This window comes from uncultured Intestinibacter sp. (assembly GCF_902468165.1).
Classification (GTDB): domain Bacteria; phylum Bacillota; class Clostridia; order Peptostreptococcales; family Peptostreptococcaceae; genus Intestinibacter.
Genome location: NZ_CABQXJ010000061.1, coordinates 1 through 18782, shown reverse-complemented (window position 1 = coordinate 18782; position 18782 = coordinate 1). Strand labels below are relative to the sequence as shown.

The window sequence follows — 18782 nt, the reverse complement described above, 5'->3', positions numbered from 1 at the left end:
CATGAAGTTGGACATGCACTGGTTGCAGCAATACAAAAACATGCAGAACCTGTACAGAAGATTACAATTGTTCCAAGAACAATGGGTTCATTAGGCTATGTTATACAGGCACCTGAAAAGGAAAAATACTTAATGTCAAAAGATGAATTAAGTGCAGAACTTGTAACATTGCTTGCAGGTAGAGCTTCAGAAGAAATCGTGTTTGATTCAGTAACAACAGGAGCATCAAATGATATGGAGAAGGCAACTAAGATTGCCCGCTCAATGATTGCTCAGTATGGTATGTCAGAAAAATTTGGCTTAATGAGTCTTGAACAGATTAGTGACCCATATTTAGGTGGTCATTCTCAGTTAAACTGTAGCGATAAGACTGCAACAGAAATTGAAGAAGAAGTTAAGACTCTTCTAAAACAGAAATACGAAGAAGCAAAGAAACTTCTTCAGGAAAACAGAGATAAGCTTGATAAAATAGCCAAGTTCCTTTATGAAAAGGAAACAATTACCGGAAAACAGTTTATGGATATTTACCATAAATGTGATGAACCTGAAGCAAGCAAAGAGACTACACAAACTGTAGAAACTGTTGAAAATGCAAAAGAAGATATTACAGAAAAGTAATAATAAATAATTATAAAAATCCAGTTTTAGTTATATTAGAAAAAGAAAATATGGAAAAATATTATGCCACATTAAAAAAAGTATTTGGCGGAAGCAATAATATACCAACTCAATTTATAGATTTAGAAACAATAAAGAAATTTGTAAATCTAGATAAATACACATCATACAATAAAAATGCCAAAGAGGCTACTTTTTTAAATATATTGCTTGGAATATACTGCAAAAGCGGTATTCAACCATGGATTTTAGCAAAAAATTTGAGTTCAGAGTGTTATATTGGTATAGATGTATGCAGAGAGAATAATATGAGTACAGCAGGACTTATACAAGTTGTTGGAAAAGATGGACGAGTATTAAAATGTAAAACAATATCAGTGAATCAAAATGGAGAGAAAATAGATACAGACCTTCTTAAAAGTATAGTTTCGCAAGCTAAAGAACTTTATAAAAGTACATATAATAAAGACTTAAAACATATAGTATTTCACAGAGACGGAATAAGTAGAGAAGATTTAGAAAAACTCAAAGAAATAACACAGTCTTTAGAAATAGACTTTGAATATATTGAAGTTACGAAAAATATAAATCGTAGGATGGCTATGTTAGAAAAAAGCCAAGAAAACTATAATTCTAAAGATAAAGAAAATAAAAAATGGATAACAGAAATAGGAATGTGTTTTGAAAAAGAAAATGAAGCTTATTTAATAACTACAAACCCAAGCGGTGCTATGGGAATGGCAAGGCCTCTCAGAATTAAAAAAGTATATGGTCATCAATCCATGCAAAATATAATAGAAGATGTATACAAACTAAGTTTTATGCATATAGGTAGCATAATGAAATCACGACTTCCAATAACAACTCACTATGCTGATTTAAGCTCAATCTATTCACATAGAGACTTTATGCCTAAGGAAATAGATACTAATATACTTCATTTTATCTAAAAATATAATAAATCGTAAAATTTAAAAAGGCAATCGCATAAATATTTAATTATTCCTGCGATAGCCTTTTTTTAACGATTAAGATAAGTTAATACCATATTCAGCAGATAAATCATGAAGTCCTTGTTCAATTTCTTCTCTACTGTAGTTATGCGCTTCTAAAACGCTATCTTCAAGTCTATTTAAATTAGTATAAAAATCAATACCGACTCTTAAATACTCTATATTGCTTTTATCAACTTCATCAAATAATAAGTTTTCAGCTTCATTTATTTTTCCTTCTGAAACTAATTTACCAAGCTTGGTATATAAAATATCTGTTTCGCTAATATTTTCTTGATCTGAAACTTCGTATTGTACCATGTCCTTATTAAAGAAAAGTTTAGATAAAGACATAGCTAAACTTTCTATTTGTCTAAGTAGAAAATCTTGTTTAAGCATATTTCATCCTCCCATATACAATTTTATAAATTATTATATAAATCTTTTAATAAATAATAACGTTTCTAGATATAAATATTATACACCAAAAGTTAAGGATTAGTTAAAAAAACTGGAAAACATCAATTATTTAAATAATAATAATAAAATATATGTTATAATAGAAAATAATATTTTAACATAAATTTGTAACACAGTAAGGAGAATGTAAATGGGCTTTCGTAAAGAAATAAAAGATGCAAAAAGAATTGTAGTAAAGGTAGGGACATCGACTCTAACTTATGCAAATGGACAAATTAATTTAGGACGAATTGAAAAATTAACAAGAGTTTTATCTGATATAGTTAACTCAGGAAAAGAAGTAACTTTAGTAACATCTGGAGCAGTAGGTGTTGGAGTTGGAAAATTAAAATTAAAAGAAAAGCCCACAAATATAAGAGAGAAACAAGCACTGGCAGCAATAGGACAGTGTGAATTAATGCATATATATAGTAAATTTTTTGGAGAATATTCACATACAGTAGGTCAAGTACTTTTAACTAGAGATGTAATAGAAGATGAACATATAAAACAAAATGTATGTAATACTTTTGAGTTATTACTTCAAAAGGGGATTATTCCAATCGTAAATGAGAATGATACAGTTTCAATAGACGAATTAGAAAATATAGCTAGATTCGGAGATAACGATAACTTATCAGCAATAGTTTCTGTTCTTATAGATGCAGATTTATTAATTATATTATCTGATATAGATGGTTTCTATGACAGTAATCCAAAAGAAAAGCCAAATGCAAAATTAATAAAACAAATTGATGAGATTACAGAAGAAATAGAAGCATGTGCAGGTGGTGCTGGTTCAAGTTTAGGAACTGGTGGAATGGCAACAAAAATTGCTGCTGCTCATAAAGCGACAAAAGCAGGAGTAAATATGGTACTTGCAAATGGAGAAGAACCATCTATAATTTCTGATATATTAGAAGGACAAGAAGTGGGAACTTTATTCACTGCAAAAAGATAGAAAGGGGAAAATATTATGAGTAGTTTAATTTCAATGGGCCAAAAGGCAAAAGAAGCATCTTATGAATTAGGGATAGCATCTGCCGGCCAAAAAAATCAAGCTTTAACTTTTATGGCTGAAGAATTAGTAAAAGCAAAAGACGAAATAATAAAAGCAAACGAAATAGATAGACAAAATGCTATTAAAAAAGGAATAACAGAAGCTTTACTTGATAGATTATCTCTTGATGATTCTAGAATAGAAGCTATGGCACAAGGTTTACTTGATATAGTAAAATTACAAGATCCAGTAGGTGAGGTTACAAATATGTGGCAAATGCCTAATGGACTTGAAATAGGTCAAAAAAGAGTTCCTATAGGGGTTTTAGGAATAATATATGAATCAAGACCAAATGTAACTAGTGATGCTGCAGGTCTTTGTTTAAAATCAGGAAACGCTGTTATATTAAGAGGTGCAAGTGATGCAATAAACTCAAATAAAGCAGTAGCAAAAGCATTAGTAGAAGGTATAAAAAGAAGTGGTCTACCACAAGATTGTGTACAATTACTAGAAGATACTTCAAGAGAAACAGCAACTGAGATGATGAGACTTAATGACTATATAGATGTTTTAATCCCAAGGGGTGGAGCAGGTCTTATAAAATCAGTTGTTCAAAATGCAACAGTTCCAGTAATTGAGACAGGAACAGGAAACTGTCATATATTTGTAGACGAAACTGCTGACTTAGAAATGGCAAAAGCTATAGTATTAAATGCTAAAGTTCAAAGACCAGGAGTTTGTAATGCGGCAGAAAAATTATTAGTTCATGAAGCAGTAGCAAATGAATTTTTACCAACTATAGTAAAAGCACTTAGAGAAAACGACGTTGAAGTTAGAGGATGCGAAAAAGCTCAATCTATAGTAAATGATATAAAAGTTATAGAAGAGCCTGAATGGCATCAAGAATACTTAGACTTAATAATAGCAGTTAAAGTTGTAAAAGATGTTGATGAAGCTATAAAACATATAAATAAATACAATACAGGTCACTCAGAATCAATAGTAACTGAAAGTTATAAAAATAGCCAAAAATTCTTACAAAGAGTAGACGCAGCAGCAGTATATGTAAATGTATCTACAAGATTTACAGATGGTGGAGAATTTGGATTCGGTGGAGAAATAGGTATAAGTACTCAAAAACTTCACGCGAGAGGACCAATGGGACTTAAAGAACTTACAACTACTAAATACATCATCTTTGGAGATGGACAAATAAGATAGTTATAAAAAATAAATGAAAAATATAGCAATTTACTTTAAAAGATTGATTTAAAATAATAATTTTAAATCAATCTTTTTTCATAAAAACTACAAAAAGGTACAAGAAAATATAAACTAAAACTATAAATACTAATTATATGTTAGTTATCATATCGAATATTGGCATATAATCTTAATTATACATATAAAAACAATTAATATGTCGATATTACGAACTCTTAAAATTATAATTAAAAAAAATTTGAAAAATAAGATTGAACTATGATAAAATAGAAAAGCTTGAAATTATACAAAACAATTTTAGAGGAGACGGGACGATGAACCAAGATACAGTAAATATGTTAGCTCATAAAGCTAAACATAAAATCGACTTTTTAAATCAAAGTAAACTAAGATACCTAGTATCAGCTATGTTTGCAGGTATCTTCATAGGATTAGGAGATATACTAATCTTTACAGTAGGTGGATATTTACATGATGTACATTCACCAATGACTAAAATAGCTGTTGGGATGTCATTCTCAGTAGCACTTAGTTTAATAATACTTTTAGGTAGTGAATTATTTACAAGTAACAACATGGTTATGGCTGTTGGGGCTATGAGCAAAGAAACTAGCATAAAGGATGGTGGTAAAGTTTTAGGATATAGTTACTTAGGTAACTTTATAGGAGCTATATTAATATCACTTTTATTTATAGGAACTGGATTATTCAAAGGTACTACTCTTGAGTATTTTGAATATACTGCATTAGGTAAAATTGATGCTGCAGCATATCAATTATTCTTTAAAGGTATCTTATGTAATATATTAGTTTGTTCAGGTGTTCTAGCTGCATATAAATTAAAAGATGATACAGCTAAATTAATAATATTATTCTTAACTTTATTTGCATTCGTTACAAGTGGATTTGAACACTGTATTGCAAATATGATAACTTTCGCTACATGCATATTATCAGGAGCTACTTCAGTAACTCTTTCAGGAATGGCATACAATTTATTCTTTGTAACATTAGGAAATATGGTAGGAGGAATATTATTCTTAGGAATAGGAACTTATTTCTTATCTACTGGAGATAAAAAAGCAGAAAAAGTAGATAGAGCGGCTTAATTTTCTATCATTTAAAATATATATAAAGACATCAAGATAAATAATTTAAATATTTATCTTGATGTCTTTTTTTGTGCTTTTAAAATAAATATTTTTATGAATAATTTTTAATTAGGGTGATAATATAGTAAAATATTGTTAAAAGAGGTGATTGTAATGAAAGATATCATTGAAAAAATTGAAATAATAAAAGGTGATATAACAAAAATAAAAGTAGATGCTATAGTAAATGCTGCAAATAGATCACTTTTAGGCGGCGGAGGTGTCGATGGAGCCATACATAGAGCCGCCGGAAGAGAATTACTAAAAGAATGTGAAACATTACATGGATGTGATACGGGGGATGCTAAAATAACAAAAGGATATAATTTGCCTTGCAAATATGTTATCCATACAGTGGGACCAATATATAAAGATGGAAATTCAAATGAAGACAAATTATTGTATTCTTGTTATAAAAAATCACTAGAAATATTAATAAAAAACAATTTGAGAACAATAGCATTTCCAGCTATAAGTACAGGTATATATGGATATCCAAAAGAAGAGGCTGCAAATATAGCTTGTGATGCTGTAATTGATATGCTAAAAAATTATGGTGATAAGATAGACCAAGTTTGGTTTGTATGCTTTGGAGATATAGATTATGAAATTTATAAAAGACTTCTTAAAATTAAATTAGACATAGATTAGACAGTTTTTATAAACTGTATATTAATTCGACATTTTGAATATATATTTTTATGTTAAAATCTTATAATTATAAATATATACAAATTTACTGATAAAATGTTAATATATAGAGTAATAAAATAAAAGTTTTATATAAAAATATATAATTGCAAACTTTGTAGAAAGGACATAATATGGCAAAAATATTAGTTTTAGCCGAAAAACCATCAGTTGGAAGAGATATTGCCAGGGTTTTAGGTTGTAAAAATGAAAAGAATGGATATATAGAAGGTAATAAATATATAGTGACATGGGCATTAGGTCACTTAGTTACATTAGCAGATCCAGAAACTTATGATAAAAAATATAAATCTTGGGATATGAGTGATTTACCAATACTTCCAAAAGATTTAAAAACTGTAGTAATAAAAAAGAGTGCAAAACAATTTAATACAGTAAAAGCACAATTAAATAGAAATGATGTAAATGAAGTTGTAATAGCTACAGATGCTGGTCGTGAAGGCGAATTGGTAGCTAGATGGATAATAGAAAAAGCACATATTAAAAAGCCTATTAAACGTCTTTGGATATCTTCAAGTACAGATAAAGCTATAAAAGAAGGCTTTACTAAACTTAAAGATGCAAAAGAATACAACAATCTATATTATTCTGCAATAGCTAGAGCAGAAGCAGATTGGATAGTAGGTATAAACGCAACTAGAGCGCTTACAACAAAGTATAATGCTAGTTTATCATGTGGTAGAGTCCAAACTCCGACTTTGGCTATGATATTAAAAAGAGAAGACGAAATAAGAAACTTCAAGCCAAAAGACTACTATACTTTAGATATTTTAACTGAAAAAGGTGGAAACTATCTAAAATTATCTTGGCATGATAAAAATAATTCTACTTCGACTTTCAATAAAGAAAAAATTGAAAACATAAAGAAAAAAGTATTAAACAAGGATTTAAAAATAGTAGATGTCAAAAAGTCAAACAAGAAAAAATACGCTCCATCACTTTATGATTTAACAGAATTACAAAGAGATGCAAATAAAATGTTTGGATATTCAGCAAAAGAGACTTTATCTATAATGCAAAGATTATACGAACATCATAAAGTTCTTACATATCCAAGAACAGATTCAAGATATTTAACTGACGATATAGTAGACACATTAAAAGATAGAATAAAAGCTGTAAATACTAGTGAATATTCAAAAGTATCTATGAAACTACTAAAAACAAAAATAAAACCTAATAAATCTTTTGTAGACAATTCAAAAGTTACAGATCACCACGCGATAATACCTACAGAAGAAAGAGTGTTTTTAGGGGATTTATCTGATAAAGAGAGAAAAATATATGATTTAGTAGTTAAGAGATTTTTAAGTGTATTATGTCCACCTTTTGAATATGAGCAAACAACTATAAAAGGAAGTTGTGAAGGCGAAACATTTACAGCAAAAGGCAATAAAATTATAAAATTAGGTTGGAGAGAAAATTATACTGTAGATGACAATGAAACATATGACGGTATAATTGATATAAATGTAGATGAAGTATTAAAAGTGGAAAGTGTAAAAATAGAAAACAAAAAAACTAATCCGCCTTCATATTTAAATGAAGCTACTTTACTTACAGAAATGGAAAAACATAATTTAGGAACTGTTGCAACAAGAGCAGATATAATTGAAAAATTATTTAATTCTTTCTTTGTTGAGATGAAAAATAAAGAAATTCATATAACATCAAAAGGAAGACAACTTTTAGATTTAGCACCTAAGGATTTAAAAAGTCCAGAGTTAACTGCTAAATGGGAAAAAACTTTAAATGATATTTCAAAAGGTAAGAGCAAGAAAAATGAGTTTTTAAATGAAATGAAAAATTACTCAAAAACTATCGTAAAAGAAATAAAAAATAGTGAAAATAAATTCAAACATGACAACATGACAAGAAATAAATGCCCAGAGTGTGGAAAATTCATGCTAGAAGTCAATGGAAAAAGAGGTAAGATGCTAGTTTGTGAAGATAGAGAATGTAATACTAGAAAATTAATTTCACAAACTACAAACGCAAGATGTCCAAATTGCCACAAAAGGCTTGAACTAAAAGGCCAAGGTGAAGGAAAAATATTTACATGTAGCTGTGGACATAGAGAAAAATTATCTTCATTTAATAAAAGAAAAGCCGAAGAAAAAGGAAAAGCATCTAAAAAAGATATAAATAAGTATCTAAAAAATCAAAATAAAGAGCAAGAAGCATTCAACAATCCTTTTGCTGCTCTTGCTAATTTAAAAAATAAATAATATAAAGTTTAAAGGGAATGTAATAGGAAAATAAACAGAGTTTTTAAGGGGGAGATTTTGATTATCTATAGTGTAAGAGCCTTAAATATAATTGAAATATTAAAAAATTCTCATGATCCTGTCAGTAGTTTAGCTCTTAGTGAAGAAATTGGATGTTCTACAAAGACTATACAAAGTGAAATAAAAGACATCAATAAAAATGGCAAAGATGGGAAAATCATATCAATCCGAGGAATAGGTTATAAAATAGAAGGCTCATTTGACGATATTGCTATTCCTAGTCAGTATTTAGGGAATGTAGATAGGATTGATTATATTATAAAAAATTTGATAAACTTGACGACTAAGCCAGAAAATACTGTGAAATTAGAGGAATTAGCTGACTCTATGTATATAAGCGTCTCTACAGTAAAAAATGACTTAAAAGAAGTAAAATCTATTTTGAAAAAGTACAATATATCTGTTGTATCAAAACACAAGCAAGGTATAGCAATACAAGCGAGTGAAGATGATATAACGAGTTTTATATTAGATATATGTTCAAAAAAAGACAATGAACTTAATCTAAAAGACTTTTTAAGTGAAAAAGTATCAAATAATATATTCAACTTAAAAAATATTATTTTGAATATGTTGGGGAGAGAACATTTAGTGCTTAGTGATACAGAATTTAAAAATTTATGCAGTATTATCTTTATAAAGCTAAGTAGAAGTAATCAAGATGAAAGTGAATTTATACAAGCATATATAAAAGATTATATAATTCAAAGAGAATTAATAATGAATGATGATAAAAATAAAGAAAAAATAATACGAGCAATAAAGAAATTCTGTAAAAACTTAAAAATTGCAACATCTATAGACTTAAGCCAAGATGAAATATTTGAAACTTGTCTTTACAACCATATAAATAGTATATATAAAAAGATGAATTTGGGAATAAATCAATATGGAGTTTTACCTATTGATATAAGAATAAAATATCCATATGCATATGAATTAGGTAAAATTGCGAAGAAAACAATAGAAGAAGAATTAGGCTTAAAACTAGATGATGAAGAAATATCTAATATAGCAGTACATGTCGGTGGTGCTATTGAAAGGTCAGAACATAATCAAAAGAAAAAAGTCTTTAAAGTAATAATCGTCTGTGTATCTGGGATAGGTACATCGATGCTAGTAAAAAATAAATTAGAATATTTATTTGAAGGAAAAATAGAAATAGTTAAAATAATACCGGCATATTTAATCGATTACATAAATGTTATGGAAGTCGACTTTATAATATCAACAGTAGATATTAAATGCGAGAGGGTACCAGTTATAACAGTTTCTCCTCTTTTAAATGACAATGAAGTAAAAATAATAGAAAAGTTTATGAAAACAGGAAAGATGTATAAAGAAGTTGAGACGAGAGATTTATTTGACAGAAATTTATTTTTTACAGACTTAGATTTTAATACAAAGGAAGAAGTTATAGAATATATGGGTAGCCAACTTGTAAATCAAGGGGTTATAGATGATGAGATGAAAAAATCATTCTTTGATAGAGAAAAAATAGCTACTACAGAAATTGGACATATGGTTGCACTGCCACATGGAGCTAATGGAAAAATATTAAAAAACAAAATTGCAGTTGGTATATTAAAAAATCCTATACATTGGACATTAGATGATGTAAGATTAGTTTTGATTTTAGCTATTGATAAAGATGAAATATTTGATTATGAAAAGTTATTTTCAACAATATACAAGCAAGTCGGTTCAGTATCAAAAGTAATCGGTATATGTGAAAATAAAAGCTACGAAAAATTTATGAAGATGTTTTAGTTTATAAATTTAATATAAAATAAATGTTTAGGGAGATAAATAAATAATTTATCTCCCTAAATTATTTATTTATAAAAATGATAAATTTCTCTTTTAATTAAGAGAAATTTATTGACTTTCTGAAAACGTATTTTTGAATTACTATAGAGTTATAAGATAAATAAACGTAATAAAAAAAATAAAAATGAGCACTAATAATATAAAGGAGGCTTATGGATGATATATACAGTAACTTTAAACCCATCGATAGACTATGTTATAAAAGTTAAAGAGCTAGTTAAGGGTCATATAAACAGAGTAAATGAAGAACATGTATATCCGGGTGGTAAGGGAATAAACGTGACAAGAATACTAAAAAACTTGGATAATGATAATATAGCCTTAGGATTTGTAAGTGGATTTACTGGAGATTATATAATAAATTCGTTAAAAGAATTAGGCTTAAAATCAAACTTTATAAAAGTAGAGCAAGGTTTTACTAGAATTAATGTAAAAATCAAAAGTGAAGAAGAAACTGAAATAAATGGTCAGGGACCAAATATAAAAAAAGAAGAATTAGATGAGTTTTATAAAGTAATAGATCAACTAGTAGATGGAGATATTTTAATATTATCCGGAAGTATTCCATCGTGCTTAGATGAAAAATTATATGAAGACATAATGAAAAGAGTAGAACATAAAAATATAAAAGTCGTTGTAGATGCGACAAAGAACTTACTTTTAAATGTTTTAAAATATAAACCATTTTTAATAAAACCAAATAATCATGAATTAGCAGAAATGTTTAATGTAGAGTTAAATACAACTCAAGATATAATTTTTTATGCTGAAAAATTAAAAGAAATGGGAGCTCAAAATGTATTAATATCTATGGGAAAAGACGGAGCCTTATTAGTATCAGAAGATAATCAAGTACTTATAAGTAGTGTTGCAAAAGGTGAAGTTGTAAATTCAGTAGGTGCAGGGGATTCAATGGTGGCAGGTTTTATAAGTGGATACTTAAAATCACAAAACTACGAAGATGCTCTTAGATTAGGTGCAGCAAGTGGGGGTGCTACAGCATTTTCTTCTGACTTAGCTACTAGAGAATTTATAGATAAACTAGTAAAAGAAATAAAAATAGAAAAAATAAAATAATATATAGTCTGAAAAAGTCAAAAAAATTATAAAGAAAAATAATACAAATATATAAAGGCAATAATACTATTTAATAATTATGAAAAGGAGTAGGAGTTATGAGAATTACAGATTTATTATCAAAAGAATCTATCAAGTTAAACCTTTCATCTAAAACTAAACCAGATGTAATTGATGAAATGGTAGATTTAGTAGATGCAAGTGGAAATTTAAACAATAAAGCCGAGTATAAAGAAGCAATTTTAGCTCGTGAGGAATTGAGTACTACTGCAGTTGGCGAAGGAATAGCAATCCCTCATGCAAAGACAAAAGCAGTAAAAAAAGCTTGTCTAGCAGCAGGTATAACAAAAGATGGTATAGACTATGAAGCATTTGATGGAAGTTTATCTAATTTATTCTTTATGATAGCAGCTCCAGATGGTGCAAATAATACACATTTAGAGGTATTATCAAGATTATCTACAATACTTATGGATGAGGAATTTAAAAATAGTTTAATAAATTCAACAAGCGTAGATGAATTTTTATCATTAATAGACAAAAAAGAAACTGAAAAGTTCCCAGAAGAATCAAAAGAAGTTAAAACTCATAACGAATCTCAAAATATTAAAGAAAATAATAAATATCCTGAGGTCTTAGCCGTAACTGCTTGTCCAACAGGTATAGCGCATACATTTATGGCAGCAGAAAACTTAAATAATAAGGCTGAAGAAAAAGGAATAACAATAAAAGTTGAAACTAATGGTTCTGGTGGAGTAAAAAACGCTTTAACAAAAGAAGAGATAGAACATGCAAAATGCATAATTGTTGCAGCTGATAAAAAAGTTCAAATGAATAGATTTGATGGCAAAAAAGTTATAATAACTAAAGTTGCAGATGGAATACATAAAGCCGATGAATTATTAGATAGAGCAATAAAAGGTTATGCTCCTGTATATCATGCTGATGGAGTAAGTAATGATTCAGAAGAAAGTACAGATGAAAAAGAGAGTTTAGGAAGAAAATTTTATAAAGATTTGATGAATGGCGTATCTCATATGTTACCATTTGTTGTAGGTGGAGGTATATTAATAGCAATAGCATTTTTACTAGATGATTACAGCATAAATCCAGCTAACTTCGGTAAAAATACTCCGATTGCAGCATTCTTTAAAACTGTAGGTGAACAAGCATTTGGATTTATGTTACCTATATTAGCAGGTTATATTGCAATGAGTATAGCTGATAGACCAGGTTTAGCAGTAGGTTTTGTAGGTGGAGTTATCGCAAAAGATGGATATACTTTTACAAATGTAATGGATTTTGCAAATTCTAATCCAATAAGTTCAGGATTTTTAGGTGCTTTATTAGCAGGTTTTGTAGCAGGATATATAGTACTTTTACTTAAAAAGATATTCTCTAAATTACCAGAATCACTAGAAGGTATAAAACCAGTATTACTTTATCCAGTCTTCGGTATATTATTAATGGCGATATTTATGATGGCTGTCAATCCAATAATGGGTGCAATAAATACAGGGCTTAACAACTTCTTATCATCAATGAGTGGAAGTAGTAAGATATTATTAGGTTCTGTATTAGCTGGAATGATGGCTGTTGATATGGGTGGACCATTTAACAAAGCTGCATATGTATTTGGTACTGCACAACTTACAGTTGCAAATGCAGGACCTGAACAATTTGAAATAATGGCAGCAGTTATGATAGGCGGTATGGTACCTCCTATAGCAATAGCACTTGCAACTACATTCTTTAAAGATAGATTTACTGAAAGTGAAAGAAAATCAGGTATAGTAAATTATGTAATGGGATTATCATTTATAACAGAAGGTGCAATACCATTTGCAGCAGGAGACCCAGCAAGAGTAATACCATCTTGTGTAGTAGGTTCAGCAATAGCTGGTGCATTATCAATGGCATTTAGCTGTGGATCTAGAGCTCCTCATGGAGGAATATTTATATTACCAGTTATAAGTAATCCACTAATGTATTTTGTAGCATTAGTAATAGGTTCAGTAGTTGGAGGATTAATACTAGGATTATTAAAAAAGAAAAAAGTAAGTTAATTAGTTAATTAGGTTAAATTGATAAAATACAAATTAACTCATATATAAACACAACCCTTGATGCCACGAGTTTTACTCGTGGCAAATTTTATTTATACAAAATTAATAAATATATTTTCTAATATTGGAAACAATACAATAGTATAAAAAATTAAGGAAAAGGTGTTTAATATGGAAAATTCATTTTGGATAATAAATAATCAAGGTGAAAGTTATCCCACTTTAGATAAAGATATAGAAATAGACTACTTAATAGTAGGAGCAGGCCTTACAGGCCTTCATACAGCCTATATGTTAAGCAAAGAAAATAAACAAACAATAGTTATAGAGTCAGATAAAGTTGGATATGGTTCATCTGGAAGAAATACTGGAAAAATAACATCATCACATGGATTGATTTACGAAAATATAAGCAAAAAATATGGAAAAGAAAAGGCAAGACTTTACTATGAAGCTAATGAAGATGGACTTAAATTAATTAAAGATATAGTAAAAAAATACGATATAGATTGCAATTTTGAAAATTTGCCTAATTACATATTTACTGAAGACGAAGACTATTTAAATCAACTAAAAAATGAATATAAAATCTGTGAAAAACTACAAATACCATACGAATATTTAAATAGTATAGAAGACTTTCCTCTAGATATAAAAGGCGCCCTTAAATTAGACAATCAAGCTCAATTTAATTCTAAAAAATATATGGATAGTCTAGCAAAAGTTATTTCAGAAAAAGGTGTTGAAATATATGAGAATACACCAGTAGTAGGACTTGAAAAACATAAAGATTTTTATATTGTAAAGACAAGAAACGATAAAACAATTAAGGCTAAATCAGTTGTAATAGCATCATCAAATATATGGCATGATGAATTAGGACTTTATTTTACAAAAGAGCAGGCATATAGATCATATTTAACTGTTTCAAAGCTAAATAAACCTATCGCAAAAGGCATGTTTATAAATATAGAAAAGCCATCAAAAACTGTAAGAACGTATACTGATGGAGATAAATCTTATTTAGTATGTGGAGGCTTTGACCACAAAACTGGTAAATGCGATAATGAAAATGACATATTTAACGATATTGTAGAATTTGCAAAGAATAACTTCAAAATAGGAACATTAGAATATAAATGGTCTACACAAGATTATATAACAACCGACAACATACCTTATATAGGCCATATAAGCAAAGATGAGCCCGATATATATATTGCTACGGGATTTTGTAAGTGGGGCATAAGTACATCCGCTGTTGCAGGTATCGTTATAACCGATTTAATTTTAAATAATAAATCAAAATACCAAGAATTGTTTGACCCATCTAGAACAGGAAGTTATTTAAACTTAAACTACTTAAAAGAAAATACCATTATGGCTTATGACTATATAAAAGGCAAAATTAAAAAGGGAAGTATGGAGCTAGATATACAAAAAGAAGAGGGAAAAGTAGTAGTTATAGATGGGGATAAATATGGAGCATATAGAGACAAAAATGGGAAATTATTTGTTGTGGATATAACATGCACACATTTAGGATGTGAACTAAAGTTCAATAGTTTTGAAAAAAGCTGGGATTGTCCATGTCATGGGTCTAGGTTTAATTATGACGGAAGTATCTTAAATGGACCAGCACTTAAACCATTGAAATTGCTTGGAATGGGGGATAATGATATTGACCCTGATTTAGTATAAGATTATTATAGTAGCAAGAGTATGTCTTAAATCACGGAATTTTATAGACAAATTTAAATCTTTAAAGATTAAATCTGGAAAAATAGATTAAATATAAAAAATTGGGGAATTTATAAAATATAAAAGAAGTATGGAAGGAGTAGTGTTGTTACTACAACACTAAATAAAAAATGTTTAGCATTATAGGATTAATTTTATCACTTGCACTCATTATGTTTTTAGCATATAAAGGGTATTCAACAATAATCACAGCACCAATAGTAGCACTATTAACACTTATAGTAACTACTGGTTTTGATAGCCACCTAATGGCATCTTATACAGAAGTATATATGTCAGGCTTTTCGAGTTTTGTAAAAAATTACTTCCCGTTATTTATGACAGGAGCCATATTTGCTATATTAATGGAAAAAGCAAATTATGCAAAATCTATTTCTCATTTTATAACAAAAAAATTAGGTAGCGACAAGGCGATATTATCTATAGTTTTATCGGGAGCGCTACTTACATATGGAGGAGTTTCTTTATTTGTAGTTGCTTTTATATCATATCCTATAGCGAGGAGTTTATTTAAAGAAGCAGATATTCCAAAAAGGCTTATTCCTGGATGTATTGCATTAGGTTCATTTACTTTTACAATGACAGCAGCTCCAGGCTCACCAGAAATTCAAAATGTTATCCCAATGAAGTACTTTGGAACAGATGCTTTTGCAGCACCGTTACTTGGTATAATTGCAAGTTTGTTAATGTTAGGATTAGGAATGATTTATTTAAGTAGAGAAGCTAAAAAAGCTAGAAATAATCATGAAGGATATGGAGATTATATAGAAAATGAAAAATTAACTGATGAAAAACTACCAAATATACTTGTGGCAATTGTACCTATTTTAATTATATTTGCATCAAACTTATTTTTCTCAAAAGCATATTATCCTTCAGTTGATGGAGCCTATTTAGAAAAGTTTAATACAACTTTAGGTAATGTATCTGGAACATGGAGTGTTATAATTTCAATAGTTATAGCAGACTTATTTTTAGTTATTACTAATTTTAAAAAAATCAAAAACATAAAAAGTGTTTTAGATGAAGGTGTTACTAATTCTTTTAGACCTTTATTAAATTCATCAGCAATTGTTGGGTATGGCAGTGTGATTAAATCATTGGCTATTTTTTCAGTAGTTCAAAATTTTGTATTTAATATTTCGTCAAATCCTATAATATCAGAAGCCTTATCTGTAAATTTAATTTGTGGACTTACAGCATCTGCTTCTGGAGGATTAACAATTACTTTAGATGCTTTAGCACCTACTTATCTGCAAATGGCGAGTGATTTAAATATTTCACCTGAAATTTTACATAGAATAGCTTCTCTAGCTTGTGGAGGTCTTGATACATTGCCTCATAATGGAGCAGTTATTACAACCCTAGCTATTTGTGGTCTTACTCACAAAGAATCATACAAGGATATATTTGTAACATCTGTATTAATTCCGATAATTGTAACAGCTATAATTGTAATAGGTGTGAGTATATATATTTAAAATAAATGTAAGCCAGAAATTTTTATAACTTTCCTGGCTTATTTTATTATCTTAAATATATCTTTTAACAATTTCCTCAAATAGAGGCTTAATTTCTTTTAAATCATCTATTTCATCAAAGTCATATTTGATAGTGTCTTTGTTTTCATTAGATAATAACAAACAAATAACTAAGAATAAATTAAGGTTTTTATTATAAGGTAAAAACGGACAAAATCGTTAGCGCCATGAACAAAGTGAATTTTAAGCAACGGACGAAGTCGTTGGCGCAATGAACGAAGTGAATTTTCGTTAAAACTTATTTTACTATTCAACAATTTGTAATATTTTTTTAAAAAAATCATGTAAAAATAATGATATAATACAAATGTTAAATTTTATTAAATAATTAAAATAAATCTGTAGATATTAGATTTTAAAATATATAAATTATTCAGGAGGATAGAATGTTCAATAAAAAGAAAAAGGTAGAAGATACTTCTAAAGAAATAAATAAAGATTTAGAAGATAATAATCAAGAAACTAAAGAAACACCAAATAAAGTTGTAATTATGACAGAAGATGAGAAAAAAGAGCGAAAAATAATGAAAAAAGTAGCGCTAGTATGTGCTTTAGTTGCTGTAGTTGGAGGAGCTTTCTATGGAGGTTTATCATATGGAAGAGTTTTACCTGCAAGCCATAGATATTATTCTAATAGCGAAGTTTATGCAAGTGTCGGTGATAGCAAAATAACAGGAAAAGATTTAAAAAGTGTTATGGAACCTATTTTTTATGCAAATGGGTTACAAAAACTAACTGAGTCACAAATTTCTACATATGAATCGACAATGTTGGAGTACTTAGTAAATATCGAGGTTTTATATAAAGAAGCTAAAGAAAACAATGTTGAAATAACAGATGACCAAGTACAAGAAAATTATGATACTACTATAGCAAATATCAATTCTCAGTACAATTTAACAGAAGATGAGTACTTTGAAAAATTCAATCTTACAGAAGATAAATTAAAAGAGCGTATAAAAAAGGAATTAATGGGTGCTAAATATCTAGAAGAATATAGCGAGGTAAGTGAAGAAGAGGCAAAAAATTATTATGAAAAGAATCAAGATGATTTCCAACAAATTCGTGCATCACATATATTAATTTCAAATTATGACAGCAGTAATAAAAAACTGAGCGATGAACAAATAGAAGAAAACAAAAAAACTGCAGAAGCTGTTTTAAAAATGGCATTAGATGGAGACGACTTTGCAACATTGGCAAAAGAGTATTCTGATGACTCTAGTGCATCTAGTGGAGGGGATTTAGGATATTTTACAGAAGATGAAATGGTAAGTGCTTTTTCAAAAGCTGCATTTTCATTAAAAATAGACGAAATATACCCAGAGGTTGTAGAGACGAGTGCGGGATATCATATAATAAAGAAAACTGGTGAAAAAGTACAAGATTTTGATGATGTTAAAGATGATCTAATAAGTACATTAGAAAAGACAAAACAAACTACTTTAATGAAAGATTTATATACAAAATACGATGTTCAATTAAAAAGTTAATAGAAAAACATAAAGCATTATCTTTAAATAATTTAAAATTTAGATAATGCTTTTATATTGTAAAATTGTGATGTATTATTTAATTAAATGGAAATAAAATTTAAGGGGGATATACAAATGATAAGAAGAAAAGATGAATTGACAAAGGTTGTTGGTCCTATAGAAGGGGGAAAAGGAAACATAACTCGTGAATTGTTGATAGAAGGGGATGAGCTAAAAAATCAAGCTAAAGTATTTGCAAAATTAAGTGTTCCAGTTGGCGGTTCAGTTGGATTACATGAACATAATAAGGACTATGAGGTTTACTATATATTAAGTGGCAAGGGAGAAGTTTTAGATGGTGATAAAATAGTAGAAGTAAATGAAGGAGATGTTGTATACGCCATTAATACTAAACACTATATCGAAAATATAGGAGATGAAGAATTAGTATTTTTAGCTGTTATAATAAATTTATAAAATAAATAAAACTGTAGAAATATATAAGTCTATTTCTACAGTTTTATTTATTCTAAAGAAATTATATATTATCTGGTTTGTGGATAATGTATAATTTCCAACCTATTAACTA

General features: G+C 28.5%; 14 protein-coding genes and 1 pseudogene. 14 read left to right on the top strand and 1 reads right to left on the bottom strand.

Annotated features, from left to right (window positions below; translation table 11 throughout):
• Positions 1-618 (top strand): annotated as a pseudogene (locus RDX53_RS10650) (ATP-dependent metallopeptidase HflB); the annotation flags it as partial.
• Entirely contained in the window at positions 618-1568 is a 951-nt protein-coding gene (locus RDX53_RS10645) for a Piwi domain-containing protein (RefSeq protein WP_307994120.1), read from the top strand. The pseudogene RDX53_RS10650 and the gene RDX53_RS10645, both read left to right, overlap by 1 nt.
• A gap of 78 nt (positions 1569-1646) precedes the next feature.
• On the opposite strand, the gene RDX53_RS10640 is transcribed toward RDX53_RS10645, so the two are convergent.
• Positions 1647-2009 carry a DUF6483 family protein gene (locus RDX53_RS10640; RefSeq protein WP_307994119.1) on the bottom strand — a complete coding sequence of 121 codons (363 nt, stop codon included), beginning with the start codon at positions 2007-2009 and terminating at the stop codon, positions 1647-1649.
• A 211-nt stretch (positions 2010-2220) separates the two neighbouring features.
• On the opposite strand from RDX53_RS10640, the gene proB reads away from it, so the two are divergent.
• The 12 genes from proB (at position 2221) to RDX53_RS10580 (ending at position 18670) form a co-directional block, all read left to right on the top strand.
• Entirely contained in the window at positions 2221-3030 is an 810-nt protein-coding gene (gene proB, locus RDX53_RS10635; protein WP_307994118.1) for a glutamate 5-kinase, read from the top strand.
• Between the two features lie 15 nt (positions 3031-3045).
• Positions 3046-4290: a glutamate-5-semialdehyde dehydrogenase gene (locus RDX53_RS10630; RefSeq protein WP_307994117.1), complete on the top strand. Its 1245-nt coding sequence runs from the start codon at positions 3046-3048 to the stop codon at positions 4288-4290.
• A 317-nt stretch (positions 4291-4607) separates the two neighbouring features.
• Positions 4608-5402: a formate/nitrite transporter family protein gene (locus RDX53_RS10625; protein ID WP_195929822.1), complete on the top strand. Its 795-nt coding sequence runs from the start codon at positions 4608-4610 to the stop codon at positions 5400-5402.
• Positions 5403-5558: 156 nt separating this feature from the next.
• Positions 5559-6095 carry an O-acetyl-ADP-ribose deacetylase gene (locus RDX53_RS10620; RefSeq protein ID WP_207743819.1) on the top strand — a complete coding sequence of 179 codons (537 nt, stop codon included), beginning with the start codon at positions 5559-5561 and terminating at the stop codon, positions 6093-6095.
• 173 nt (positions 6096-6268) lie between these two features.
• Complete coding sequence (locus RDX53_RS10615; RefSeq protein ID WP_307994116.1) at positions 6269-8383, top strand: DNA topoisomerase III; 2115 nt, start codon at positions 6269-6271, stop codon at positions 8381-8383.
• A gap of 57 nt (positions 8384-8440) precedes the next feature.
• Positions 8441-10213 carry a transcription antiterminator gene (locus tag RDX53_RS10610; RefSeq protein WP_207743840.1) on the top strand — a complete coding sequence of 591 codons (1773 nt, stop codon included), beginning with the start codon at positions 8441-8443 and terminating at the stop codon, positions 10211-10213.
• A gap of 216 nt (positions 10214-10429) precedes the next feature.
• Positions 10430-11350, top strand: a complete 921-nt coding sequence (gene pfkB, locus RDX53_RS10605; protein WP_195930243.1) for a 1-phosphofructokinase — start codon at positions 10430-10432, stop codon at positions 11348-11350.
• Positions 11351-11448: 98 nt separating this feature from the next.
• The gene (locus RDX53_RS10600) at positions 11449-13416 is read left to right on the top strand and encodes a fructose-specific PTS transporter subunit EIIC (protein ID WP_307994115.1); all 1968 of its coding nucleotides are present in this window, start codon (positions 11449-11451) and stop codon (positions 13414-13416) included.
• A 171-nt stretch (positions 13417-13587) separates the two neighbouring features.
• On the top strand, positions 13588-15117 hold the full coding sequence (locus RDX53_RS10595) for an FAD-dependent oxidoreductase (protein ID WP_195930241.1): 1530 nt from the start codon (positions 13588-13590) through the stop codon (positions 15115-15117).
• Positions 15118-15287: 170 nt separating this feature from the next.
• Positions 15288-16658, top strand: coding sequence for a GntP family permease (locus RDX53_RS10590; RefSeq protein ID WP_195930240.1), 1371 nt, complete (start codon positions 15288-15290; stop codon positions 16656-16658).
• Positions 16659-17104: 446 nt separating this feature from the next.
• Entirely contained in the window at positions 17105-18211 is a 1107-nt protein-coding gene (locus RDX53_RS10585; protein WP_195930239.1) for a peptidylprolyl isomerase, read from the top strand.
• A 117-nt stretch (positions 18212-18328) separates the two neighbouring features.
• On the top strand, positions 18329-18670 hold the full coding sequence (locus tag RDX53_RS10580) for a cupin domain-containing protein (RefSeq protein WP_295777512.1): 342 nt from the start codon (positions 18329-18331) through the stop codon (positions 18668-18670).
• Positions 18671-18782: the final 112 nt, after the last annotated feature.